This window comes from Halopenitus salinus (assembly GCF_055397165.1).
This window is the reverse complement of sequence record NZ_AP043853.1, coordinates 745,842-769,625: the sequence shown is the minus strand read 5'-3', so window position 1 is coordinate 769,625 and position 23,784 is coordinate 745,842. Positions and strand designations below refer to the sequence as shown.

General features: G+C 67.2%; 22 protein-coding genes and 1 tRNA gene. 18 read left to right on the top strand and 5 right to left on the bottom strand.

The window, feature by feature from the left end; all coding sequences use genetic code 11:
* Window positions 1-53 precede the first annotated feature (53 nt).
* Both ACZ5YD_RS05605 and ACZ5YD_RS05600 read right to left on the bottom strand, forming a co-directional pair.
* Window positions 54-692 (bottom strand): hypothetical protein, encoded by a 639-nt coding sequence (locus ACZ5YD_RS05605; RefSeq protein ID WP_379745977.1) that lies wholly within the window; start codon window positions 690-692, stop codon window positions 54-56.
* Between the two features lie 157 nt (window positions 693-849).
* Window positions 850-1,296, bottom strand: coding sequence for a bis(5'-nucleosyl)-tetraphosphatase (locus ACZ5YD_RS05600; RefSeq protein WP_379745980.1), 447 nt, complete (start codon window positions 1,294-1,296; stop codon window positions 850-852).
* A gap of 170 nt (window positions 1,297-1,466) precedes the next feature.
* Here ACZ5YD_RS05600 and ACZ5YD_RS05595 point away from each other — a divergent pair, with 170 nt between their 5' ends.
* The 13 genes from ACZ5YD_RS05595 (at window position 1,467) to ACZ5YD_RS05535 (ending at window position 14,783) form a co-directional block, all read left to right on the top strand.
* On the top strand, window positions 1,467-1,799 hold the full coding sequence (locus tag ACZ5YD_RS05595; protein ID WP_379745983.1) for a 30S ribosomal protein S10: 333 nt from the start codon (window positions 1,467-1,469) through the stop codon (window positions 1,797-1,799).
* 222 nt (window positions 1,800-2,021) lie between these two features.
* Window positions 2,022-3,947, top strand: a complete 1,926-nt coding sequence (dnaK, locus tag ACZ5YD_RS05590) for a molecular chaperone DnaK (protein ID WP_379745986.1) — start codon at window positions 2,022-2,024, stop codon at window positions 3,945-3,947.
* A gap of 194 nt (window positions 3,948-4,141) precedes the next feature.
* Complete coding sequence (dnaJ, locus tag ACZ5YD_RS05585) at window positions 4,142-5,299, top strand: molecular chaperone DnaJ (RefSeq protein WP_379745989.1); 1,158 nt, start codon at window positions 4,142-4,144, stop codon at window positions 5,297-5,299.
* Between the two features lie 172 nt (window positions 5,300-5,471).
* Window positions 5,472-6,614: a monovalent cation/H+ antiporter subunit E gene (locus tag ACZ5YD_RS05580; protein WP_379745992.1), complete on the top strand. Its 1,143-nt coding sequence runs from the start codon at window positions 5,472-5,474 to the stop codon at window positions 6,612-6,614.
* Window positions 6,611-6,916, top strand: coding sequence for a cation:proton antiporter (locus ACZ5YD_RS05575; RefSeq protein ID WP_379745995.1), 306 nt, complete (start codon window positions 6,611-6,613; stop codon window positions 6,914-6,916). Before ACZ5YD_RS05580 ends, ACZ5YD_RS05575 begins: the two co-directional genes overlap by 4 nt.
* Window positions 6,916-7,257: a monovalent cation/H(+) antiporter subunit G gene (gene mnhG, locus ACZ5YD_RS05570; protein ID WP_379745999.1), complete on the top strand. Its 342-nt coding sequence runs from the start codon at window positions 6,916-6,918 to the stop codon at window positions 7,255-7,257. The genes ACZ5YD_RS05575 and mnhG overlap by 1 nt, the downstream gene beginning before the upstream one ends.
* A complete protein-coding gene (locus ACZ5YD_RS05565; protein WP_379746002.1) occupies window positions 7,254-7,802 on the top strand; it encodes a DUF4040 domain-containing protein in 549 nt (182 codons plus the stop codon). The genes mnhG and ACZ5YD_RS05565 overlap by 4 nt, the downstream gene beginning before the upstream one ends.
* Window positions 7,799-8,446: an MnhB domain-containing protein gene (locus ACZ5YD_RS05560; protein WP_379746004.1), complete on the top strand. Its 648-nt coding sequence runs from the start codon at window positions 7,799-7,801 to the stop codon at window positions 8,444-8,446. The genes ACZ5YD_RS05565 and ACZ5YD_RS05560 overlap by 4 nt, the downstream gene beginning before the upstream one ends.
* Window positions 8,443-8,895 (top strand): cation:proton antiporter subunit C, encoded by a 453-nt coding sequence (locus ACZ5YD_RS05555; RefSeq protein ID WP_379746007.1) that lies wholly within the window; start codon window positions 8,443-8,445, stop codon window positions 8,893-8,895. Before ACZ5YD_RS05560 ends, ACZ5YD_RS05555 begins: the two co-directional genes overlap by 4 nt.
* Window positions 8,892-10,442, top strand: a complete 1,551-nt coding sequence (locus ACZ5YD_RS05550) for a proton-conducting transporter transmembrane domain-containing protein (protein WP_379746010.1) — start codon at window positions 8,892-8,894, stop codon at window positions 10,440-10,442. The genes ACZ5YD_RS05555 and ACZ5YD_RS05550 overlap by 4 nt, the downstream gene beginning before the upstream one ends.
* Window positions 10,443-12,566, top strand: coding sequence for a cation:proton antiporter (locus tag ACZ5YD_RS05545; RefSeq protein ID WP_379746013.1), 2,124 nt, complete (start codon window positions 10,443-10,445; stop codon window positions 12,564-12,566). It abuts the gene before it with no gap.
* Window positions 12,563-14,368 carry a Na(+)/H(+) antiporter subunit D gene (locus tag ACZ5YD_RS05540; protein ID WP_379746016.1) on the top strand — a complete coding sequence of 602 codons (1,806 nt, stop codon included), beginning with the start codon at window positions 12,563-12,565 and terminating at the stop codon, window positions 14,366-14,368. The genes ACZ5YD_RS05545 and ACZ5YD_RS05540 overlap by 4 nt, the downstream gene beginning before the upstream one ends.
* Window positions 14,369-14,471: 103 nt before the next feature.
* Window positions 14,472-14,783 carry a hypothetical protein gene (locus ACZ5YD_RS05535; protein WP_379746019.1) on the top strand — a complete coding sequence of 104 codons (312 nt, stop codon included), beginning with the start codon at window positions 14,472-14,474 and terminating at the stop codon, window positions 14,781-14,783.
* Window positions 14,784-14,795: 12 nt separating this feature from the next.
* On the opposite strand, the gene ACZ5YD_RS05530 is transcribed toward ACZ5YD_RS05535, so the two are convergent.
* Window positions 14,796-15,614: an HD domain-containing protein gene (locus ACZ5YD_RS05530; protein ID WP_379746022.1), complete on the bottom strand. Its 819-nt coding sequence runs from the start codon at window positions 15,612-15,614 to the stop codon at window positions 14,796-14,798.
* Window positions 15,615-15,700: 86 nt separating this feature from the next.
* Window positions 15,701-16,189, bottom strand: coding sequence for a redoxin domain-containing protein (locus ACZ5YD_RS05525; protein ID WP_379746024.1), 489 nt, complete (start codon window positions 16,187-16,189; stop codon window positions 15,701-15,703).
* Between the two features lie 156 nt (window positions 16,190-16,345).
* On the opposite strand from ACZ5YD_RS05525, the gene ACZ5YD_RS05520 reads away from it, so the two are divergent.
* Together ACZ5YD_RS05520 and ACZ5YD_RS05515 are read left to right on the top strand one after the other, a co-directional pair.
* Entirely contained in the window at window positions 16,346-16,669 is a 324-nt protein-coding gene (locus tag ACZ5YD_RS05520) for a Sec-independent protein translocase subunit TatA/TatB (protein ID WP_379746026.1), read from the top strand.
* 51 nt (window positions 16,670-16,720) lie between these two features.
* Window positions 16,721-16,793, top strand: a tRNA-Arg gene (locus ACZ5YD_RS05515).
* 197 nt (window positions 16,794-16,990) lie between these two features.
* Here the strand turns inward: ACZ5YD_RS05515 and ACZ5YD_RS05510 are convergent.
* Window positions 16,991-17,659: a DUF1405 domain-containing protein gene (locus tag ACZ5YD_RS05510; protein WP_379746469.1), complete on the bottom strand. Its 669-nt coding sequence runs from the start codon at window positions 17,657-17,659 to the stop codon at window positions 16,991-16,993.
* Between the two features lie 201 nt (window positions 17,660-17,860).
* Between ACZ5YD_RS05510 and ACZ5YD_RS05505 the strand changes: the two genes are divergently transcribed.
* From ACZ5YD_RS05505 to ACZ5YD_RS05495, 3 genes are all read left to right on the top strand, one after another.
* The gene (locus ACZ5YD_RS05505) at window positions 17,861-21,103 is read left to right on the top strand and encodes an ATPase, T2SS/T4P/T4SS family (RefSeq protein ID WP_379746472.1); all 3,243 of its coding nucleotides are present in this window, start codon (window positions 17,861-17,863) and stop codon (window positions 21,101-21,103) included.
* Window positions 21,104-21,175: 72 nt separating this feature from the next.
* Window positions 21,176-23,215 (top strand): type II secretion system F family protein, encoded by a 2,040-nt coding sequence (locus ACZ5YD_RS05500; RefSeq protein WP_379746474.1) that lies wholly within the window; start codon window positions 21,176-21,178, stop codon window positions 23,213-23,215.
* Between the two features lie 7 nt (window positions 23,216-23,222).
* Window positions 23,223-23,783, top strand: a complete 561-nt coding sequence (locus ACZ5YD_RS05495; RefSeq protein ID WP_379746477.1) for a DUF7287 family protein — start codon at window positions 23,223-23,225, stop codon at window positions 23,781-23,783.
* The last annotated feature ends 1 nt before the right edge of the window (window position 23,784 follow it).

Here is a 23,784-nt window from a genome sequence, read left to right as displayed (position 1 = left end):
CCGCGCGAGCCGGCGCTGGCTGTCGCGTCCGAGACGTCGCCGGATCCGCCGGATCACGGTTCGGTCACCTCCTCCGTCCCCTCGGTATCGAGCAACTCGCGCTCGAGCTTCCGCTTGAGGGCGCGGTCCCGCCGTCGGAAGTACAGATCGAAGAGCAACCCGGCGGCGAGACCGGCGAGCGCGATCCGAACGAACTCGACCATGAGCGCCTCGTTGTCGAGCAGGTACGCCGTGCCGATCCGTCGATCGAGGAACCACCGTACGATCGTCGAGACCGCGCCCGAGGCGAGGGTGGTGACCACCACGAGCGCGACCGCGAACCAGTGGGTGACGCGCATGCCCGTGAACATGTCGAGCTCGACGACGACCAACAGCGCGAACGCCGCCAGCGCGAGGTACGACGCGAACACCCCGATCTCCACGTCCGGGATCACGGCCCGCGTCGCGACCGGAAGCGCCGCGAGCAGGAGCAGCTCCCACGGGAGGACCACTCGCCAGTCGCGGCGGGCGATCGCCGGCAGCGCCATCACCACCATCGTCGCCGCCGAGATGAGCGCCCACAGCGGCTCGAGGTCGAGGAGGCTCTCGACGAACACGAGCGCGACCGCCGCGAGGATCGCCCAGCCGATCATGGCGTTCCGTCTCGTGTCACGAAACAGCGAGGCCAACAGGTCGTCCCGATCGCGGCTCATGCGGGTGAGTTCCTCGCCATTACGGATAAAGGTCCCCTCGATATCCGTCGATCCGACGGTTCATCGGGTTCGACGGCGACCGCTCGTAGCCGCTCTCCGGGGACGTTCTCCGAGACCACCCGCTCCCGGGGGCTGGCCGATCGCCGCCCCGGACGGATCAGACGTATCGGTTTTCCGATTCCGCCTTGATGTCGTCGAGGAACTCGTGGGCCTCCTCGAAGATCTCCCGTGGTCCGTCCTGGGTGATCGTGTTCGCGGCCTGGTCGTAATCGCGCCACTGGAGGTCGCGATGCTCGTTCGAGAGCTCCGCGCTCGCCTCGAAGGAGCGCGCGATGAACAGGTGGACCGTCTTGTGGATCGTCTCGCCGTTGGCCTCGAAGACGTAGTCGTACTCCTCGCGGAAGCCGTCGATGAGGCGGAAATCCTCGATCCCCGCCTCCTCTTTGACCTCCCTGATCGCCGTTTGCTGGAGCTCCTCGTCCCCCTCGACCCCGCCTTTGGGGAACTCCCAGTCCCCCGGTCGGCTCTTCAGGAGCAGGTACTCCCGATGGCCGCGGGTGTCGCGGAAGAGGATGGCTCCGGCGCTCGTCGCTTCGACCGTCATTGCGAAACCGTACTACGTCACCGCTAAAGAGGGTGTCGGACGGCTCATCGCTCCCGCCTCATCGCCCGACGTCGCCGCCGCTACCGGCCTTCGACCCGTCGATCCGGGAAAACACGAGAGCGGGTAGGTGCGTTTTTAGGCCTCGGACACGGACGCTCGAACATCACAGAATGACCTTCGTAACCAAACTCTCCTTCGAGTCCGGGGACCGGGCCGTCCTCGAGGAGACGGTCGAGGACCTGAAGCGGACGGTCGAACGGAAGGGCGCCGAGTGCAAGGGTCCGCACGCGTCCTCGCCCGAGCACGCGCGGGTACAGCTGTACAAGCGGCTCGCGCCCGGCGACCAGTTCTCGCCGTGGGAATACACCGTCTACGGCCGCCGTCTCGAGATCCACGGATCCGACGACGTCGCTCGCGAGATGGTCGACCGCGAGTTCCCCGATTCGATCCACGTCGAGGTCGAGGTCGACCGGAAGAAGCCGCTCGGCCACGGCCGCGAGTGAACGTTCGCTCCCCGACTGGATCACTCCCGCGACCGGCTTTTTTGATCCTGCGACCCGATTCCGATCGCGAACGCGGCGGTGGAAATGCGGATCAGCATAAAAACACCGAACGTTCCGGGACACCTCCCGGGAAAAACGCACGACTGCGGCCGATTCAATGGAACTCGTTCGTGACCGCGTCTAGTAACCTTTAACCGACGCAAGCCGGTATATTCGGCCAAGATGGCGAGCAACAAGATCCTCGGTATCGACCTCGGTACCACCAACTCCGCGTTCGCCGTGATGGAGGGTGGCGACCCCGAAATCATCGCGAACGCCGAAGGCGATCGGACGACCCCGTCGATCGTCGCGTTCTCCGACGACGGCGATCGGCTGGTCGGAAAGCCCGCCAAGAACCAGGCCGTCCAGAACCCGGACGGAACGATCCAGTCCATCAAGCGTCACATGGGCGAGGAGGACTACGCCGTCGAGGTCGAGGGCGAGGAGTACACGCCCGAACAGATCTCGGCGATGATCCTCCAGAAGATCAAACGCGACGCCGAGGAGTATCTCGGCGAGGAGATCGAGAAGGCGGTCATCACGGTTCCGGCGTACTTCAACGACAAACAGCGCCAGGCGACCAAGGACGCGGGCGAGATCGCCGGCTTCGAGGTCGACCGGATCGTCAACGAGCCGACGGCGGCCGCGATGGCCTACGGCCTCGACGACGAGTCCGACCAGACCGTCCTCGTCTACGACCTGGGCGGTGGGACCTTCGACGTCTCCGTCCTCGATCTGGGCGGCGGCGTCTACGAGGTCGTCGCGACGAACGGCGACAACGACCTGGGCGGCGACGACTGGGACCAGGCGATCATCGACCATCTCGCCGAGGAGTTCGAGAACGACCACGGGATCGACCTCCGCGAGGACAGACAGGCGCTCCAGCGGCTCACCGAGGCCGCGGAGGAGGCGAAGATCGAGCTGTCGAACAAAAAGGAGACGACGGTCAATCTGCCGTTCGTCACGGCGACCGACTCCGGTCCCGTCCACCTCGAACAGTCGATCACGCGGGCGACCTTCGAGTCGCTGACGAAGGACCTCCTCGAGCGGACCGTCGGCCCGACCGAGCAGGCCCTCGAGGACGCCGGCTACTCGAAGGGCGACATCGACGAGGTCATCCTCGTCGGCGGATCCACGCGGATGCCGCAGGTCCAGGAGAAGGTCGAGGACCTCGTCGGCCAGGAGCCGAAGAAGAACGTCAACCCCGACGAGGCCGTCGCGCTCGGCGCGGCCATCCAGGGCGGCGTGCTCTCCGGCGACGTCGACGACATCGTCCTGCTCGACGTCACCCCGCTGTCGCTCGGCATCGAGGTGAAGGGCGGCCTCTTCGAGCGACTCATCGAGAAGAACACGACCATCCCGACTGAGGCCTCGAAGGTCTTCACGACCGCCGCCGACAACCAGACCTCCGTCAACGTCCGCGTCTTCCAGGGCGAACGCGAGATCGCCGAGGAGAACGAGCTGCTCGGCGCCTTCCAGCTCACCGGCATCCCGCCGGCGCCGGCCGGGACGCCGCAGATCGAGGTCTCGTTCAACATCGACGAGAACGGCATCGTCAACGTCGAGGCCGAGGACAAGGGCTCCGGCAACGCCGAGTCCATCACGATCGAGGGCGGCGCCGGTCTCTCCGACGACGAGATCGAACGCATGCAGGAGGAGGCCGAGGAGCACGCCGAGGAGGACGAGAAGCGCCGCGAGCTCATCGAGGCCAGAAACGAGGCCGAATCGACGATCCAGCGCGCGGAGACGCTCCTGGAGGAGAACGAGGAGGACGTCGACGACGACCTGGCCGCCGACATCGAGGCCGAGATCGAGGACGTCGAGGCGGTCCTCGAGGACGAGGACGCCTCCATCGAGGACCTCGAGGAGGCGACCGAGTCGCTCACCGAGCAGCTTCAGGAGATCGGCAAGCAGATGTATCAGGAACAGGCGGCCCAGGCCGGCGCGGCCGGCGGCGCGGGTGCCGGCGGCATGGGCGGTGCCGGACCCGGCGGCATGGGCGGCGCCGGCGCCGGTGGCGCGGGTCCCGGTGCGGGCGAGGCCGGCGACGACGAGTACGTCGACGCCGACTTCGAGGACGTCGACGAAAACGAAGACGAAGAGGAGTAGTTCCGGTTCGCGCTCGATCAGGGGAGCGTCGCCCTCTCGAGCGTGGACGGGGACGAGTCGCCCCCGTCCGGACCGGCGAGCGAACGGACGCACGCTCCGAATCGACCGACGCCGACCGCGCCCCCGCGCGGTCCGGGTGCACGCTTTTCAAGTAGCCCGACGAATTACGGGGTCACAAGACCGAACCAACACGCATGAGCGAGGACTTCTACGACGTACTCGGGGTCTCACGGGACGCCGACGTCGACGAGATAAAACGGGCGTATCGAGAGAAGGCGGCCGAGTACCACCCCGACGTCAGCGATCACGACGACGCCGAGGAGCGGTTCAAGAAGATCAAGAAGGCGAAGGAGGTCCTCACCGACGAGGAGACGCGCCGCCAGTACGACCAGCTGGGCCACGACCGATTCGTCGAGGCCGAAAAACACGGCGCGGCCGGCTCCGGCGCTGGCGGCGGGCCGGGCGGCGCGGGCGGTCCCTTCGGCGGCGGCGGTGGCGGCGGCTTCGAGGACATCTTCAACCAGTTCTTCGGCGGCGGCGGTCGCGGCCGCGGGAACGACCCGAACCGCCCTCGACAGGGTCAAGACCTCCGGACGGGAGTCACCATCGATCTGGAGGAGGCCTTCGAGGGGGCCACGAAGCAGTTCACCGTCACCCGTCCCGAGCGGTGTGCGGAGTGTGACGGCGCGGGTCACCCGCCGGACGCCGACGTCTCCACCTGCGGACAGTGTGGCGGCCAGGGACAGGTGACCCAGGTCCAACAGACGCCGCTCGGGCGCGTCCAGCAGACGACGACGTGTCCCCGGTGTGAGGGCACCGGCGAGACCTACAGCGAGCGGTGTTCGGCCTGCGGCGGCGACGGGATCGTCCGCAACGAGGCGACGCTGTCGGTCGAGATCCCCGCGGGCATCCAGTCGGGACAGAGCCTCCGGATGGAGAGAGAGGGCGCTCCCGGCGAGAACGGCGGCCCGAACGGCGACCTCCTCATCGAGGTCGACGTCGACGTCGGCGACCGGTTCGAGCGCGAGGGCGCCGACCTGCACGTCCACGAGGCGGTCTCGTTCCCGCAGGCGGTCTTCGGCGACACGGTGCAGATCGAGGCCGTGGACGGAACCGTCGAGATGGACGTTCCGGCCGGCACACAAAGCGGCGAGACGTTCCGCCTTTCTGGCAAGGGCATGCCCCGGCTTCGGGGTCGCGGCCGCGGCGACCTGTACGTCCAGGTGCAGGTGGTCGTCCCCGACTCGCTCAACGACGAACAGCGCGAGGCCCTGGAGGCCTTCGCCGAGGCCGGCGGCGAGGAGATCGACGTCGAACAGGGCTTCTTCGAGCGGCTGAAGAGCACCTTTTGAGCCGGCAGCGTCGGCGTCGAAGTGGAACGGCGGAGAACGGAAACAAGCGACGGGGTCGACCCGTCCGCCGCGTCGGATAAGAACTGTTTTGGGTCGTCCGTTCGACCCATCGAACGAGAACCCCGTATGTCGTCTTCATCCGCTCCATCACCGATCCCGGGAGGTGCTCCCGGTGGCTGAGGCCCGGGTGCTCGTCCCGGTCGAGGAATCGTCCACGCTTCGCTCGACGGTCTCACACGTCACGAGCGAGGCGGCCGCCGACGGGATCGAGGCGATCCACTTCGTCCATCTCGCCTCCTGGCGAACCGACGATCCGAGCGCCACGCGGCGGCGGGCGGCCGCGAGCGACCTGCTCGAGGAGGTCGCGGTCTGGGCCCGCTACGACCTCGAGGACGCGGGCGTCGAGGACGTCGCCGTCGAGACGTCGATCGTGGGCGAGGAGGCCTACCTGTTCGGCCCCGGAGACTTCGCGGATCAGCTCCACCGATACGCCGACGATCACGGCATCGACACCGTGATCCTCGATCCCGAGTACACCCCGGTGGGGAACACGACGCTGTTACAGCCCATGGAGTTCGAACTCGCCTCGACGCCGCTTTCGGTGCGCGAGGCCACCGTCGACCGTCCCGCACGTCACGTCCGGATCGCAAAGGAGCTCACGGGGCTGCGGTTCGCCGCGGTCTTCGGCCTCTCGTTCGTCTTCTACATGGTGCTCGGCGATCCCACCTACTGGTTCGACCTCGTGACCGGGGTCGCCTCCGCGCTCGTCGTCGCCATATCGCTCTCCCGGGTCAGCCTCGATCACGATCCGACGTTTCCGGAAACGCCGATGCGCCTGTTTCGCGGCGTCATCTACGTCCCCGTGTTGTTCTTCGAGATCCTCAAATCGAACCTCGTCGTCGCCCGAGTCATCCTCTCGCCCTCCCTGCCGATCGAGCCGACGATGACCCGGATGCGCGTACTCGTCGGGTCCGGCCTCCCCGTCACGACGCTGGCGAACTCGATCACGTTGACCCCCGGCACGCTCACGGTTCGCGCGCGGGACGCCGACCTCTACGTCCACACGCTCATCCCGTGGGCCCGCGAGGGGCTCTTCGACGGCGGGCTCGAGCGGTGGACCCGGTTCGTCTTCTACGGCCGCGAGGCCGCACGGCTCCCGACGCCGCGCGAGCGCGACGACTGCGCGGTGTTGCAGGGCCCCGACGCCGACGAGGACATGCCCCTTCTCGCCGCCGACGGCGGACGGTCGATCGCGACTGGGGACGGCTCGTCCGAACCGGCTGACGACGACCCTCGGGAGGGGCCGAACCGATGAGCATCGCCGACGTCGCGATCGCGAGCGGGTACACGGTCGGGGACGTCCTGTTGGCCGCCGCCGCCGGGTTCGTCCTGCTCGCGCTCGGAATGCTGTATCGGGCCGTCAAGGGCCCGACGATGCAGGATCGGGTCCTCGCAGTCAACGTGCTCGGGACCAACACGGTCGTCATCCTTGCGCTTCTAGGCGCCGGGCTCGGCGAGCCGACGTTCCTCGACATCGCGCTCGTCTACGCCCTGTTGAACTTCCTGATGGCGATCGCGATCTCGAAGTTCACGGTCGAACGCGGGGGGGTCCTCTGATGGCGCTCGAGTCGACCGATCCGGTCACGATCGCCCGGATCGTCCTCGTCGTCGCGTGTCTCGCCGGGGCGCTGTTCTTCACGTTCGTCTCGATGACGGGCGTGATCCGGCTTCCGGACGTCTACGCGCGGGCCCACACCGCCTCCCAGGCCGACACGCTCGGCGCGGGATTCGGATTGGCGGCCGTCGCGCTCACGCTCGGGTGGCAGGGTGCCTCGATCAAGACGGTGATCCTGTTGTTCTTCATCTTCGTGACGAACCCGACGGCGGCACACGCGATCGCGAGGGCCGCCTTCGAGGACGGGATCGTGCCGTGGACCGAGGGGGACGAGCGCCGATGAGCGCGAGCGTAACCGCGATCGAGGCGATGCTCTTCGTCTTCGTGATCGCCACGGCGCTCGTGACGGCGCTCGCCCGGGACGTCCTCTCGTCGATCATCGTCTTCGGGGCCTACAGCCTCGGCATGGCCGCGCTGTACACGTTCTATCGAGCCCCGGACGTCGCGCTCACCGAGGCGGCGATCTCGGCGGGCGTCACGACCGTCCTGTTGCTTCTCACCATCGCGAAGACCTCGCGCATCGACCGCGAGGTCGTCTTCGAGACGGTCGACTGGTCGGCCGCAGCGGCGGTGGGCGCCCTGTGTGCCGTGATGCTCGCCACGGTCTCGTTCATGCCGGCCGTCGGCGACCCGGACGCGCCCGTCTGGTCGAATCCCGACGTCACCGGCTACTACCTCGCGAACACCTACGCCGACACGGGCGTCGAGAACGCGGTGATGGCCGTGCTCGCCTCCTACCGGGGGTTCGACACCTTCGGGGAGGCGGTCGTGGTCTTCGCCGCCGGCGTGGCGGCGATGGTGGTCCTCCACCGGGAGGTGTTCTCGTGAGCGACCGCTCCTCCCCCGGCGACGCCGGGAAAACGACCGATTCCGCCGTCCCCAACGGCGACGGGGGCGACGACGAGCGCTCCGGCGCCCCCCCGATCGAGCCGACCTACTCCGGGCGCGACGAGCGGCCGCATCTCTCCCGGATCCAGCGTCAACAGACGCCCTACACGGAGAGCCAGGTGATCATGTCGACGGTCAAGATCGTCTCGCCGTTCGCGTTCACCTACGGGCTGTTCGTCACCTTCCACGGCGGCGGGTCGCCGGGCGGGGGGTTCCAGGGAGGCGCCATCGTCGCCGCGGTCGTGTTGATGATCGCCTTCGCGTTCGGGATCGACTCCACCCGCGAGTGGTTCACGAACGCGACCGTCGTCGGACTCGGCGTCGGCGGCGTCCTCGTCTTCGCCGGCATCGGGATCGTCGGGCTCGCCCGCGGCGGCACCTTCCTCGAGTACGCGCTGCTTCCGATCCCCCATCCGGTGAAGTACGGCATGGAGGGCGTCGAGATCCTCGGGATCGGGCCCATCGTCGCCGGCGTGCTCGTGGGGCTGTTCTTCCTCCTCGCCGCCGGCTTCGACGACCACGACGCCGGAAACGGCGGCTCAACCCGGCCGAACGACACCGAGCCGACGGAGGGGTCCGAATGACGGGCGTCGCGCTCACCGTCGTCGACCTGCTGGCGACGCGACACGCCTACGCCGTGTTCGCGATCCTGCTCTGTATCGGCCTGTACATGATGATCGCCAACGAGCACCTGGTGAAGAAGATCATCGGACTCAACCTGTTCCAGACGGCGATATTCCTCCTCTTCATCGCCTCCGCGTACGTGCGCGGCGGGGCGATACCGATCGTCCACGACGGCGGCGGCGAGACGCTCCACGTGAGCCCGCTCCCGCAGGTCATCGTCCTCACCGCCATCGTCGTCGGCGTGAGCCTCACGGCGGTCGGACTCGCGCTCTGTCTGCGGATCTACGCGGAGTACGGAACCCTCCGTACGGACGCGCTACGAGAGGTGATGCGCGAGGAGGACGCGATCCCCGACGCACCGGCCGCTCCGGATGCACCCGGGACCGACGAAGGGGGTGACGCCGCGTGATCGACGTCCTGTTGCCCGCGTTGATCGTGGTGCCCATCGTCGCCGCGACGATGCCGATCGCTCTCGGGCTTCGCTACGACGACGTCGGGTGGCCGATCGCCGCCGCGACCGCTCTCGCCCTCCTCGCGATGGCTGGGGCGGTCGTTCGGACGGCGTTCCTCGATCCGCCCTCCCCGATCGGGATCGTCCACGAGCTGGGCGGCTGGCAGCGGCCGTACGGGATCGAGCTCGTCGCCGACGAGCTGTCGGCCGCGATGGTCGCGCTGATCGCGATCGTCGCCGCGGCCACGCTCGTCCTCTCGCGAGTCGCCGGACCGCGCGGGAACGCGTTCTACGCCGCCTACCTCATGCTGGTCGGCGGGCTGATGGGCATGGCGCTCACCGGCGACCTGTTCAACCTGTTCGTCTTCTTGGAGATCGTCGGCCTGACGACCTACGCGCTCGTCGCCGCCGACCGGTCGGGCGCGAGCGCCTACGCCTCGATCAAGTACCTGATGGTCGGGACGGTCGGCGCCTCGCTGTACCTCGTCGGCGTCGGCTACACGTTCCTCGCGACGGGATCGCTCAACATGGTCGACCTCCAGGGCGCGATCGCCTCGGTCGGCTACGGCGACCCGCTGATCCAGGCGGGCTACGCCTTTATCGCGGTCGGCTTCGGGCTCAAGATCGCCCTGTTCCCGCTGCACGTCTGGCAGCCGGACGCCTACCAGCGCGCGCCGGATTCGGTGACGGCGCTGATCGCGGCGTTAGTCTCGACGGCCGCCGCCTACGCGCTGTTGCGCGTCACGTACACCGTCTTCACCGTCGAGTTCCTCGAGGCCAATCCCCACATCACGAACGGGATGTTGCTCGTCGCCGGCGTCTCGATCCTCGTCGGCTCCGCGCTCGCGGTCATGCAGTCCGACCTCAAGCGCCTGTTCGCCTACTCCTCGGTCGCCCAGTTCGGGATGATCGTCGCGGCGATCGGACTGGCGAACGAGACCGCGCTGCTCGGCGGGATCGTCCACCTGATCGGCCACGGGCTCCTCAAGTTCGGGCTGTTCCTCGCGATCGGCCTCCTCGCGTACGGCTACGGAGCCAGACGTGTTCGCGACCTCGCGAGCCTGGCTCGACGCGCGCCGTACGTCTCGGGGGCCTTCGTCGTCCTCGGGCTCGCGCTCGTCGGGATTCCCCCGTCGGTCGGGCTGCTCGGGAAGTGGTACATCGCCCTCGGCGCCGTCAGGGTCGCCGGAACCGGCGATCCGGCCGGTGCGGGGATCGCCGTCGTGATGCTTTTGAGCACCCTGTTCACGCTCGCGTACGTCGCTCGGATCGTCGAACAACTCTACTTCGCCGGCGTGGATCCCGCCGTCGACTCGACTGCGGATGGCGGATCGTCCGGCTCGGGGCCGTCCGACGCGCTCGCTGACGGCGGCGAGTCCGTCGGGCCCGTTCCGACCGGCGCCCTCGTCGTCCTCGTGGCCGTCACGCTGACCGCCGTCGGGCTCGGCTTCGCCGGCTTCGCCGTCTACGATCTCTTCGACCCGTTCCTCGGGAGGATGTTCTAAATGACCGAAGTCGAATCACTGAGACCGCTCGTCGCCGTCCTCGTATCGTTCGTTGCGTCCGGGTTCATCGTCGCCTCCTACCGGCGACCGAACCTCCGGGAGGGGTGGACGCTCCTGGCCGCCGTCGGGAAGTTCGCCGCCGTCGCCTCGATGCTGCCCGGCGTGCTCGGCGGCACCGTCTACGTCTCGAACCTCCTGGCGTTCCTGCCGGGCGTCCAGCTCACGCTGCGGGCGGACCCCCTCGGAATGCTCTTCGCGTTCCTCGCGAGCGGCCTATGGATCGTGACCTCGCTCTACAGCATCGGCTACATGCGCGGGCTCGACGAGCCCAACCAGACGCGCTACTTCGCCGCCTTCGCCGTCTCGCTGTCGACGACGATGGGGATCGCCTTCGCCGGCAACCTCGTCACCATCTTCGTCTTCTACGAGCTGTTGTCGATCGCGACCTACCCGCTCGTCGCCCACGACGAGACCGCGGAGGCGCGCTCGGCGGGCCGCAAGTACCTCGCGTACACCATGTTCGGGGGCGGCGTGCTCGTGCTCGCCGGGACCGTGTTGGTCTACTGGCTGACCGGGCTCGTCGGCGAGCCGACCGTCTCCTTTTCGGCCGGCGGGATCGACGCGCTCGCGACCGCCGCGAGCACCGACCCATTGATGGCGAAGATCGCCTTCGTCCTGCTCGCGGTCGGATTCGGCGTCAAGGCCGGGCTGATGCCGCTCCACCAGTGGCTCCCCGAGGCGATGGTCGCCCCGACGCCGGTGTCGGGGCTGTTGCACGCCGTCGCCGTCGTCAAATCCGGCGCGTTCGGCGTCTCGCGGCTCGTCCTCGACGTCTACGGACCCGAGGTCGTCTTCGATCTCGGCGTGGGGATCTGGCTGTCGGTGGCGGCCGCGTTCACGCTGACGGCGGCCAGCGTGATCGCCTTGCGCAAGGACCACCTCAAACAGCGGCTCGCCTACTCGACGGTGAGCCAGCTCAGCTACATCCTGCTTGGACTGGGGCTGTTCGGGTGGTACGGCCTCGTCGGGGCGCTGCTTCACATCCCCGCGCACGCGTTCATGAAGCTCACGCTGTTCTTCTGTGCCGGCTGCATCCACGTCGAGACCCACACCGACTACATCTCGGAGATGGCCGGGATCGGAAAGCGGATGCCGGTGACGATGGGCGCGTTCACCGTCGCCGCCGCCGGGATGGCCGGCATCCCGCTCGTCGCCGGGTTCGTAAGCAAGTACTACATGCTGATCGGCGGCGTCCGGATGGGCGCGGCGCTCACGCCCGTCGGCTACTACCTGGCCGGCGCGCTGTTGCTCTCGGGCGTCCTCAACATCGCCTACTTCTGGCCGGTCGTCTACACCGCGTTCTTCGAGTCGGAGGAATCTCACGACTCCAAGCCGCTCGTCGACTTCCCGCTCGGCGGACGGACGACCGCAACCGTGGAGTCGCCGCGGACCGACGGCGGCGAACGCGAACCGGACGACGACCACGTCGCCGACGACGATCACGCCCCCGTCGACGGACGAGCGGAGGAGGGTGACGAAAACGCCGAGGACGCCGCCGAGGCCTCCGAACCCGCCGACTTCGAGGAGAAGACCACCGTCGCTGAGGAGGACACCGCCGTCGCCGAGGAGACGATTCCGGACGCCGAGGACGTCGCGATGGATCCGGATGGTGTCGTACGACCCGACTTCTCCCCCGGCGATCGGGACTTCTCCGAGCCGGCCGAGCGGATCGACACCGGCGATTACGCGGTCGACAAGAACCCCTCGGACGCGACCGTCGGCTTTCGGGATTCGACGCCCGAGCCAGAGGATGATCGTGGCGATCACGATGATCGTGGCGACGATCACGGTCGCCACGGTGACGATCGCATCGACCACGACCACCACGCTGACGACTCCGCCGACCACGACCACCACGGCGGGCCGCCGCCGGGCGGTTGGGAGTCGATCCGCGGTCTCGACGCCCTGCTGGGACGCGAGACGACGTGGTTCATGCTCGCGCCGATCCTGACGGCGATGACCCTCGCCGTCCTCGTCGGGGTCGTGCCGACCGAGACCGGCTTCCTGGAGCTGATCCAGCTCATCGTCGACACGCGCCTCGAGGGCGCGGGGGTGGGACCATGACGGGCGTCGGCGCGGTCGATCTGGGCGCGCTCGCGTCCTGGCTTCCGCCGGCGCTGCTTTCGCTCCCGTCGTACGCGCTCGTGGCGATCGCCGCGCTGCTCGTCGTCGCCTTGCCCCGACGGATCGGTCACCTGCTTGGAGCGGCGGCGACCGCGTTCGTCCTCGTCCAGGCCCTCGCCTTCGATCCGAGCGTCTACGGTCCCCTCCTGGCGGGACGGTTCCTCGGGTTCGACGTCGTGTTCCTCAACGTCGACGACTTCTCGCGGCTGATGGGCGCCGTGATCGGGTTCCTCGCGACCGCCGCGGTGGCCTACGCCTACGGCAGCGACGCCCCGAAGTGGACGAGCGGGCTCGCGTTGATCTACGTCGCCTCGACCGTCGCGACCGTCTACGCCGGCGACTGGCTCACGCTCGTCTTCTTCTGGGAGCTGATGGCCGTCACCTCGACGCTTCTCGTCTGGCACCACGGCGGCGAGGCGGTCCGGGCCGGATTCCGATACGCGATCTTCCACGGCATCGGGGGGACGCTGTTGCTCGCGGCGGTCGTCGTTCACTTCGGGGCCGTCGAGAGCTTCCTGTTCACCGCCGAGACGGGAATCCACGCGTCGGCCGCCCCGCTCGCGGCGGTCGGGATCGGGATCAACTGCGGGTTCATCCTGCTTCACACGTGGCTGCCCGACACCTACCCGCGCCCGCACATCGCGGCCTCTGTGTTCCTGTCGGTCTTCACGACGAAGACCGCCGTCTACGTCCTCTACCGGGCGTTCCCCGAGGGCGGGCTCTGGATGGCCTACCTCGGCGGCGCGATGGCGGTCTACGGCGCCTTCTTCGCGCTGTTGCAGTACGACCCGCGGCGGCTGCTCTCCTACCACATCCAGGCGCAGGTCGGCTACATGCTCGCCGGGATCGGGCTCGCTGGCTACGTCGGCGAGAAGGCGCTCGCGGGCGGGTTCGCCCACCTGCTCAACAACGTCCTCTACAAGAGCCTGCTGTTCATGGCGCTCGGCGTCGTGATCTACCGGACCGGCAAACAGGACATCCGCGAGATGGGCGGCCTCTGGCGGAAGATGCCGATCGCCTTCGTGATCTACCTCGTCGGTGCCGCGTCGATCACGGCCGTGCCCGGGTTCAACGGCTTCGTCTCGAAGGGGATGGTGATCGACTCGGCCCACGAGATCCACCAGTTCGAGATCGCCTTGGGCGGCGGGCTCCTGTGGTGGCTCCTCATCCTCGGCGGCGTCGGGACGTTCATGTCGTTCATCAAGCTCGGCTACTACACGTTCTTCCACGGCCCGGCCTCGAGCTCACCGCGGGACGCGACGGCCTTTCAGACCGTCGGGATGACGCTCGCCGCCGCCGCCTGCGTGTTCCTCGGCGTCTCCTACGAGACGCTCATCGGATTGATGCCCCACACCGAGTACCTGCTCGCGGAGCTCCACCCCTACAGCGCCGGCCATCTTCGGGAGTCCGCCGCGCTGTTGGTCGCCGGATTCGTCGGCTTCTTCGCGCTCAAGCGGCCGCTCGGCTGGCTGGCCCACCACGTTCGCGACGTCGACGCCGTCACCTACCCGGCGTTCTTCTACGCCGGACGCGGATTGATCTGGGGCGTGACTGAGCTGTGGGCCGCCGTCGACCGCGCGACCATGCGGCTCGTCGCGCTCCTCGAGTGGACCGCGATGAACCCCCGATCCGCGGCTCGCCGCCTCGGAATCGACTCGGAGATCCGGTCCGGGATCGGCCGCGGCGTCCTCGTGATCACGCTCGTCGCGGCCGCCGCCTTGATCCTCGTATTGGTGGGCTGATCGGATCGGTCGCCCGTTTCGGGGGATGGGTGAGGCGGACGGGCGAGCCTCCGACGTCGTCCGTCCCCGGTTTTCTTATATCCCCCTCGCATAGCCGCGAGCGATGGATCGCCGTCTCGGGATCGGACTCGCGCTGTTCGTCCTCGGCGTGACGGCCGACGTCGCCACCACCTACGTGGCGATCGCTCACGGGCCGTTCGTGGAGGGGTCCCCGATCGGCGGACGGCTCATCGACCGGTACGGCCTCGTTCGCGGGATGATCGCGACGAAGCTGGCCGGCATGGTCCTGATCGCCATCCCGGCGGTCGTCGCCGACCGCGACCGCGACGTCGTGCTGGCGGTGATGTTCGGCGGCGTCGGCGTGCTCTCGTGTCTCGCCGCCGGGTACAACCTCGTCCGGATCGCCGGGGCGTGAACGGCCCGGTCGCTACAGCTCGATCCGCTCGACGAGCCGATCCTCGCCGTCACCTTTGGTGTTTATCGCGACGATCCGGACGTCGGACTCGAGCATCGATCCCTCGAGTTTCGACTTCAAAAGCGAGTCGACCTGGTAGACGCCGGCGGCGTTGTTCATCGTGATCTCGACCTCGACGGCGTGGTCTGACCCCGGCGCGAGCGCGACGCGTTCTATCGCCCGTGAGGAGATCGTGTTGATGCCCCGGCCGCCCTTCTCGTAGGGGATGCGCGAGCGCCCCCGCTCCATGTCGAGCCCGTCCGCGATCCGGATCACGCCGGCCTCCCTCGTCAGCGGCGTCTCCTCGGTGTGGTGACAGAGGATAGCGTGTAGCACCTCCGCCTTCACGCGGACGGCCGCCTCCGTCCCGTAGAACTCGGGGAGGAAGCGATCGAGGAGATCGGCGGCGAGCGGGATGGAGTAGTAGGAGTGGTCGTCGCGGTGGACGACGTGGCCGACGTCGTGAAGCGTCGCCGCGAGCGCGACGATGACGGCCTCGTCGGCCTCCTCGAGTCCCTGATCGCTGGCGCCGTTGAACTCGACCCCGCCGGCCTTCAACAGGTCGTAGAGTCTGAGCGCACGGTCGCGAACGATCTCGATGTGTTTCTCGCCGTGGTCGTTGTACCCCTTTCGGGTGACCGCGTTGACGTTTTGGGCCTGCAGGTACGTGGCGATCTCCGGATCGGATTCGATCGCGGAGAGGACCTCGTTCAAACGCCCGTCCGGAAAGGCGTGGTCCGCGCCCGGATCGTACTCGCGTCGTTCCGTCGATTCGTCGGCGTCGTCGTCCATGCCTCGTCGGTCGTCGCGTCCGAACTTAAAAAGCCTGCTGGCGGACCACGATCGGGAGCGTCTGACGCTTCGTCTCCCGTCGGCTTTCAGATCGCCTCGGCGGTGGCCGACTCGACCGCGGCTTCGACCTCGTCGTACGGGGGCTCCTCGCCCGGCTCGCCGGCGAGCCAGCGGTAGGTGATCGTCCCCTCGTCGTCGATCACGAACACGGACCGGCGGGCGATCTCGTCGATCCCGACGTGGTCGAACGAGTCGACGACGTCGTATGCCGCGATCGCCTCGTGGCCGGCGTCGCTGACGAGTCCGAAGGTGAACTCCTCCTGGGACCGGAACTCCGAGAGGGCGTAGGGGAGATCGGTGCTGATCCCCATGACCGTCGCGTTCAGCGCCTCGAACCGGTCGAACCGGTCGCGAAGCGTACACAGCTCCGTGGTGCAGGTTCCGGTGAACGCGGCCGGGAAGAACGCGAGAACGACCGGGCCGTCGCCGAGCCGCTCCGACAGACGCATCGATTCGACGTCGTCAGCGACGAACGTCGCCTCGAAATCGGGTGCCGTATCGCCGGTGGATGCCATATCGGCCGGTCGTTCGCGCGCGGTTTTTACTTTATGGCTCGCGTCGATCGGAACGCAGCGATCGTCCTCGATGAGCGACGATGGCCTTGGATGGTCGGTCGGGGTCCCGAGGGGAGCAAAAGGCATATAATAATAACCGGGCTACTGCGAGGTGAGATGACACCCGCGATTCCACTGTTCGGTCCGCTTCCGGTCGGTCCCGAGCTACTCATCATCCTGCTCGTCCTCGTGTTGTTGTTCGGCGCACAGAAGATCCCGAAGCTCGCTCGTTCCACCGGTCAGGCGATGGGCGAGTTCAAGAAGGGTCGTGAGGAGGTCGAGGAGGAGCTCCAGGAGATGCAAGGCGAGATCGATCCCACCGAGGAGTCCGACTCGACGACCTCCTCGGCCGACTCGTCCGAGACGACCGACGCTGACGACGACGAAGCCGAGACCGAAGCGGCGACCGACTCCGAGACGGCGACCGAGACGTCGAAGTGAGACGGCCGAACCGTTCGGGTGAGTGACCCGTCGGGCCGACCCCTTCTCGTCGGACGCGTGGCCTAGTGGATAGGGCGAGAGGTTCCTAACCTCTCGATCGCGGGTTCGAATCCCGCCGCGTCCGCTCGCTGCGCTCGCGGACGCGGCGTAGTCCCACTCGCTCACTGCGTTCGCTCGCGGGACTCCCGCCGCGTCCTCCCCCGGGCATTCGCATATTGGTTTGGTGTATTGGGCTTCTTCCGCGTTCTCACGGGAGTTCGCAGATCGCTTCGATCTCGTCAACGTTCGATGGTCACGACCGGTCTGTTCGAGGGAGGTTCCTCAGGACTCGAGTCGTCGAAACGACCGCGCGGCCAGCCCCACGGCGAACAGGCCGACGGCGACCGTCGCCGTCGGCAGGACCACCCCGGGATCGTAGTGTAACGGGGGGTGATACCCGAACCCGTAATCGACGACGTCGTTGAGAAGCGACAGGACCGTCGCGACCGCGAGCGCACCGCGCGTCGTACGTCCGAAGGCGGGAAGGAGCAACGCGAGTCCGACGAACCCGAGATGGGTGAGGAGGATCCCCCAGTAGGCGACGATCGCGTCCGGCGCGCCGAGGTAGAGCTCCGGGCGGACGTGCAACGCCGCGAGCGGCCACAGCCCGTACTTCACGAGCCAGACGAACGCCAACGTCTGGAGGTACGCGAGCGGACGATTGGCCGGGATCGCGGTTACGTCCCGACCGGATCCGACCGTCGGAATCAGGGTCGCAAGCGCGAGCATCGCGAGCGCGAGCGCCGTCGGGGAATCGACGTACAGCGGCCACAGGAGCGTCGGAACCGCCGGCATCGTCGCGACGTAGTACCGGATCCCGACGAGCACGCCGACGGCACAGATCCCGAGTACGCTCACCAGGCTCCGTGAGTCGCCGAGCAGCTCCCGGGCGTACGCCTCCCGTATCCGCGATCTGACATCGGGATCGCGAAGCCTGTCGAGCCGTGCCACACCGTTCCATCACGCCCCCGCGACGAAAAACCTCGCGAGTCGGGCGAGCATACGCGCGGACGATGGACGCGCGGACACGGACGAGTCGCTGACCCCCGTTCGCAGTTCCGTTCGGCCGTCTCCGGACCTCTCGGACCTCTCGTCGGCTCGTTGACGGGAACGGTGGAAGGGTTTTTGCCTCTCCCACGATTGGTCGGAGTTATGGCCATCGAGGACGTCGACGGCGACTCCGACCCGGAACGGGACGGAACGTCGCCGTCGCCGACGTCCGGAAGGGGGGACGGCGCGACCGCCGGCGAGTACACCTGGGAGGCGTTCCTGCGTGAGCACGGATACGGGGACGCCGCCGACAGGCTCCGAGATCGCGACGGGTCGGCCGACGGAGCGATCCCGTCCGAGGAGGACTGGGAACGTGCCGGGATCGACCCGGCCGAGTTTCTCGGGTTCGATCCGGGAACGCTCCCCCAGCGGCTCGGGGTCTCGGCGGCGGCCGCCGAGACGGTCCGCGAGCGCTGTCGCGAGCGATACGAACTGGACCGTACGCCGGTCAAAAAGGACTACTACACCTGGGAGGACTACAAACGCGAGTACGTCTACGGAGCCGACGGGGATCCGCCGGCCGACGAGGAGGGCGAATTCGGGGACTTCGATCCCGCGGACGTGCTCGGGTTCGATCCGACGGCGATCGAGGACGTGGTGGGCGCCGCAGGCACCGCCGCCTCGGAGCTCGAGGGGATCGTCGACGAGCGGACGGTGACGGTCGCCGACGACGTCGACGAGGACGCCTTCTTCTCGGATCCGGACGGGACCACGACGCTCGTCAACCGGTACGACCTGGAGAAGGCCGTACCGAACGCGAAGAAGTCGCACTTCGAGGAGGTCGAACGCTACTGGGTGAACGAGCCGTACGCGTTCGTGATCATCTTCCATTCCACGAAGGAGAACGAGCGGAAGTACTACGCGATCCAGCCGTACATGACGGAGATCGAAACGGAGCTCCAGACGTACCTCACCGGCAAGCTCCGAACCTCGATCAAGTACGCCGACGAGTCGATCGCCGGTGGCGACGAGGAGTACCGACGCGAGGTGATTGCCGAGGAGACGTACACGCTCCTCGATCGATACGATCTCTACACGAGACCGGACGGCTCGGACCCGCTCTCGAGCCTCCTCGATCGGTTCGGGTTCGAACCCACGGAGGGGATCGCGGCCCGCATCGCGGGCGCGCTCGGATACGCGTCCGCGTCCGAGAGCATCGACGACATCGAGGGACTCACCGCCAGGCCGGAGCCGGCGGTCCTCGAGGACGATCCCGAGACGCTCACGGAGTACCAGGTCGAGAAGCTGCTGTACTACCTCCAGCGCGACTTCATCGGCTACGAGCGGATCGACCCGATCAAATACGACATCAACGTCGAGGACATCTCGTGTGACGGCTACGACTCGCCGGTGTTCGTCTACCACTCCGAGTACGAACAGATCATCTCGAACGTCCACCACGGCACCGACGAACTGGACGACTTCGTCGTCAAGCTCGCACAGCGGTCGGGCAAGGGGATCTCCAAGCGATCGCCACAGGTCGACTGTAGCCTGCCCGACGGGTCGCGTGCACAGCTCACCCTCGGGAGGGAGGTCTCCGACCACGGGACGAACTACACGATCCGGCAGTTCAAGGACGTCCCGTTCACGCCGGTCGACCTCATCAACTGGCGGACGTTCTCGCTCGACGAGATGGCCTTCCTGTGGCTGTGTATCGAGAACCACAAGTCGCTCATCTTCGCGGGCGGGACCGCCTCCGGGAAGACGACGAGCCTGAACGCGGTCTCACTTTTCATCCCCTCGAACTCGAAGATCGTCTCGATCGAGGACACCCGCGAGGTCGAGCTGCCGCAGCGAAACTGGATCGCCTCCGTGACGCGGCCATCCTTCAGCGACGACGACAAGGGCGACGTCGACGAGTTCGACCTGCTCGAGGCCGCCCTGCGACAGCGGCCCGACTACATCGTGATGGGCGAGATCCGCGGCGAGGAGGGGCGAACGCTCTTTCAGGTGATGTCGACCGGCCACACGACCTACACCACCTTCCACGCGGACTCCGTCGGCGAGGTGCTAAAGCGGTTCACAACCGACCCGATCAACGTCTCGAAGACGATGTTCACCGCCCTCGATCTCGTCTCGATCCAGACGTCGACGCGCGTCAAGGGTCGAAAGGTCCGCCGAAACAAGTCGCTCACCGAGATCAACCACTACGACGCCGAGAACGACGAGATCAACGTCCAGGACGTCTACCAGTGGCAGGCGGAGACCGACGAGTTCCTCCAGATGGGCGAGTCGAACACCCTCGCGGAGATCCGTTTCGACCGCGGATGGGACCACGCGACGCTCTCCGAGGAGATGTTCAAACGCCGCGTCATCCTCGCCTACCTCATCGACCGCGGGCTCAACACCTACGCCGAGGTGGCCGCGACGGCCCAGGCGTTCATCAACGATCCCGAGACCATCCTCGCGTTGATGGCCAACGGCGAGCTGGAGCGCTCGCTCGCGGACCTGCGGGAGATGGAGTCGGTCCACATCGACGTCGATCCCGAGACCGAGGCGATGGTCCCCCGTCCCGAGCCGGACGAGGAGGGGAAACGGGAGGCGGCGTCGATTCTCGAGGACGCCGAGGAGCTCTTCGAACGCTATCGCGGCACCGTCCCCGACTCCGTCGCGGACGCCCTCCTCGAGGTCCAACCGGAGGCGGACGTCGAGGCGGAACCACACGACGGCGGCGATCGAACCGAACTCGACGCGCTGGCTGACGCCGACGATTCTGACGGGGGGCGATCGGGAGACGAGGACGCGGCCGACGACGCCGATGTGGGGGCCGTTGACCGCGACGCCGGGACGACTGACGACTCCGGGACGACTGACGACTCCGGGACGACCGACGACTCCGGGACGACCGACGACTCCGAGGCGGGAACCGACGTCGGCGGGGATCGATCCCGGATCGACGGGGCCATCTCGACCGACGAAACGCGATCGGAGGCGTCCGAGGACTCGGGCGCGGAGCTGCGAGACCCGTTGGATCTCTCGGACCCGACGGAAGATTCCGGGGTGTTCGACACCGAGGAAGGAGACGGAACTCACGGCGACGCTGAGGACGGGACCAGGATCGGAACCGGGGACGGCGCTGAGGCCGGGGGCGGGACCGAGGATGACGCAGAGGACGGGACCGCAACCGAGGGTGGGGATCTGCCCTCGGACAGGCCGACTTCGGCCGATCTCGATCCGGAACCCTCCGCGGATTCCGGTTCGGAGGGGGACGCCACGGATCAGGGGGACGTCGACGAACGGTCCGCCGAGGAGACGAAAGCGGAATCGGAGGACGATGACTCGGACGATGACGTGGCCGAGATCGACGAGTGGCGGTTCGACACGCCGGAGGAGGACGATGACTGATCGTCCTTCGAGGGCGATTTCGAACCCACCTTCGGGATCGGTTCAGGGTCTCCCCGCGTCGGGTGAGCGTCGATGAGCTTCGGGACGGAGGTCGAGGGACAATCGGGAGGGCTCGACGTCCTCGGCGAGCTGTTCTACCCGGTCTACTCGTTCGTCTTCGACTCGGAGGGCGACCTCGTCGACGACGTCGAGACCAAGCTCGCCGAGGCACGGATGTCCGATACCGTCGAGCTGTTCGTCTCGAAGGCGCTCGCGATCGGGATCATCTCGGGGCTGTCGCTTTGGGCGGTCGGGACGTTCCTGAGCTACTCGCTTTTCGCGTTGGACCTGGTCGATCCCGAGGCCCTCCGTCTCGGGATCCCGGTCCCGGACCCGACCGTCGCCACGTTCATGCGATCGCTCGTCGTTCCGACCGCGGTGTTCATCGCCGGGATCGTCTTCGGATCGATCGGCTTTGCCGCCGGGTTCGGGGGGTTCCTCTCGATCCCGTACTCGCGGTCGTCCGCACGGAAACGCGAGATCAACATGCTTCTTGCCGACTCCGTCTCGTTCATGTACGCGCTCTCGGTCGGCGGCCTCAACCAGCTCGAGATCCTCCGATCGATGGCCGACGCCGAGGACACCTACGGCGAGGTCTCGAGGGAGTTCCAAAGCATCGTCAACGAGACCGAGTACTTCGGGACCGACTATCGGAACGCGATCCGCCAACAGGCGATGGAGACGCCCTCCGAGGACCTCTCGCAGTTCCTCACCGACATGCTGTCCATCGTCAACTCCGGCGGCGACATGGAGGGATTCCTCAGCGACAAAAAGGAGAAACACCTCCGCACCGCCAAACAGCAGCAGGAGATGACGCTCGAGACCCTGGAGCTGTTCGGGGAGATGTACATGACGCTGTCGCTTTTTCCGCTGCTTCTCATCATCATCCTCGTCATCATGGGGATGATGGGCGACTCCGACGACCGGCTGCTGTATGCGACCGTCTACCTCCTCATTCCGCTCACCGGCGTCGGCTTTCTCGTGCTCGTCTCGACGGTCAAACAGGACGAGCCCGGCGACGGGTTCCTCCGACCCAAGGGGACGAGCGACCGGCTCGAGACCGAAAGCCGGGAGGGGCTGTTCCACCTCGGGCTCGTTGAGGGATTCGTCGGCCGGTTCAGCCTCTTCGATCGCATCAAGGACCGCGAGGGAACCTACAAGACCAAACAGTTGCTCTCCGAGCCGCACCTGTTCTTCAAGCGGAATCCGACCTACACGCTGGCGTTGACGGTGCCGGCGGCGGCCGTGTTGATCGCGAGCGCCGTTTCCGTCGGGGCCGCGCCGACGTCGATCGACGCGTGGGTCGCGAGGCCGATCTGGAGCACCGTCATCTGGGTGTACATTCCGGTGTATCTCACGCTCGTTCCCCTGGCGGTCTTCCACGAGTGGCACGAGCGGACGCGAAACGCCATCGTCGGCAAGCTCTCGGAGAACCTCCGGAAGCTCTCGTCGGCCAACGACACCGGACAGACGCTTCTGGAGTCGGTCGACACCGTCGCCGACACCTCCTCGGGGCGGCTCGCCGACGAGTTCGAGGTGATGTACGCGAAGGTCAACTACGGGATGAGCCTCCGGGAGGCGCTCGTCGAGTTCAACAACAAATACCACATCCCCCGGCTCGCACGGACGGTGAAGCTCATCTCCGAGGCCCAGGAGGCGTCCTCACAGATCACGGACGTGTTGACGACCGCGGCACAGGCCTCCGAGAACCAGGACGACATCGAACGGGAGCGGCGCTCGCGGACACGGATGCAGATCGCGATCATCCTCATGACCTACGTGACGCTTCTCGGCGTGATGGCGATCCTCCAGACGCAGTTCATCGACGTCATGGCGAGCCTCGTCGACACCGGAAGCGACGCGGGTGGCGGGGGTGCTGGCGGCGAGATGAACTTCGGCGGCGGCGTCGACCCGGCGCTGCTCTCGCTTCTGTTCTTCCATGCGGTCACCATCCAGGCGATCCTCTCGGGATTCATAAGCGGCTACATCCGAAACGCCGACATCATCTCCGGGGTCAAGTTCGTGGTTATCCTGATGACCATCGCGCTCGGCACGTGGATCTACGTTGGGTGACCCGGGCATGGATTCACACGCACCAGCGTTCGAACGCGGCACGCACGACTTTGGCAACGAGGCCGACCGCGACCGCGCACAGACGGCGCTCGATTTCGCGATAGGCGCGAGCGTCTTCCTCGTCGTCGTCGCGTTCGTCGTCGCGTTCATTCCGGGACTGTTGGCCCCCTTCGAGGCCGTCGAGCCGACGCAGGCCGCCGATCGGTTCGCGATCACGCTCGCCGGCGATCTGCTCACCGATCCGGCGAGCGGTCCCGCCGACGGCCGGGTCATCGATCCCGTCTGTACCGCCGCGTTCTTCACCCAGATGCAGGACGATGCGACGGAGACGACCGACTGTCGATTCGACGGCGACGACACGGATCTCCGATCGACGCTCGCGACCGACCACGCGGTCAACGTCACGATCGAAAATCGCACGGGCGAGATCGCGACGATGGAGTATGATGGAGAGAACACGCCGCTTCGTGCAGGACCGTCCGCCGGCGGCCGAGCACAGGTAACCGTCTCCAGACAGGTCGTGCTGCTCGACGGCCGGAGCCACAGACTGGTGGTGCGAGTGTGGTGAT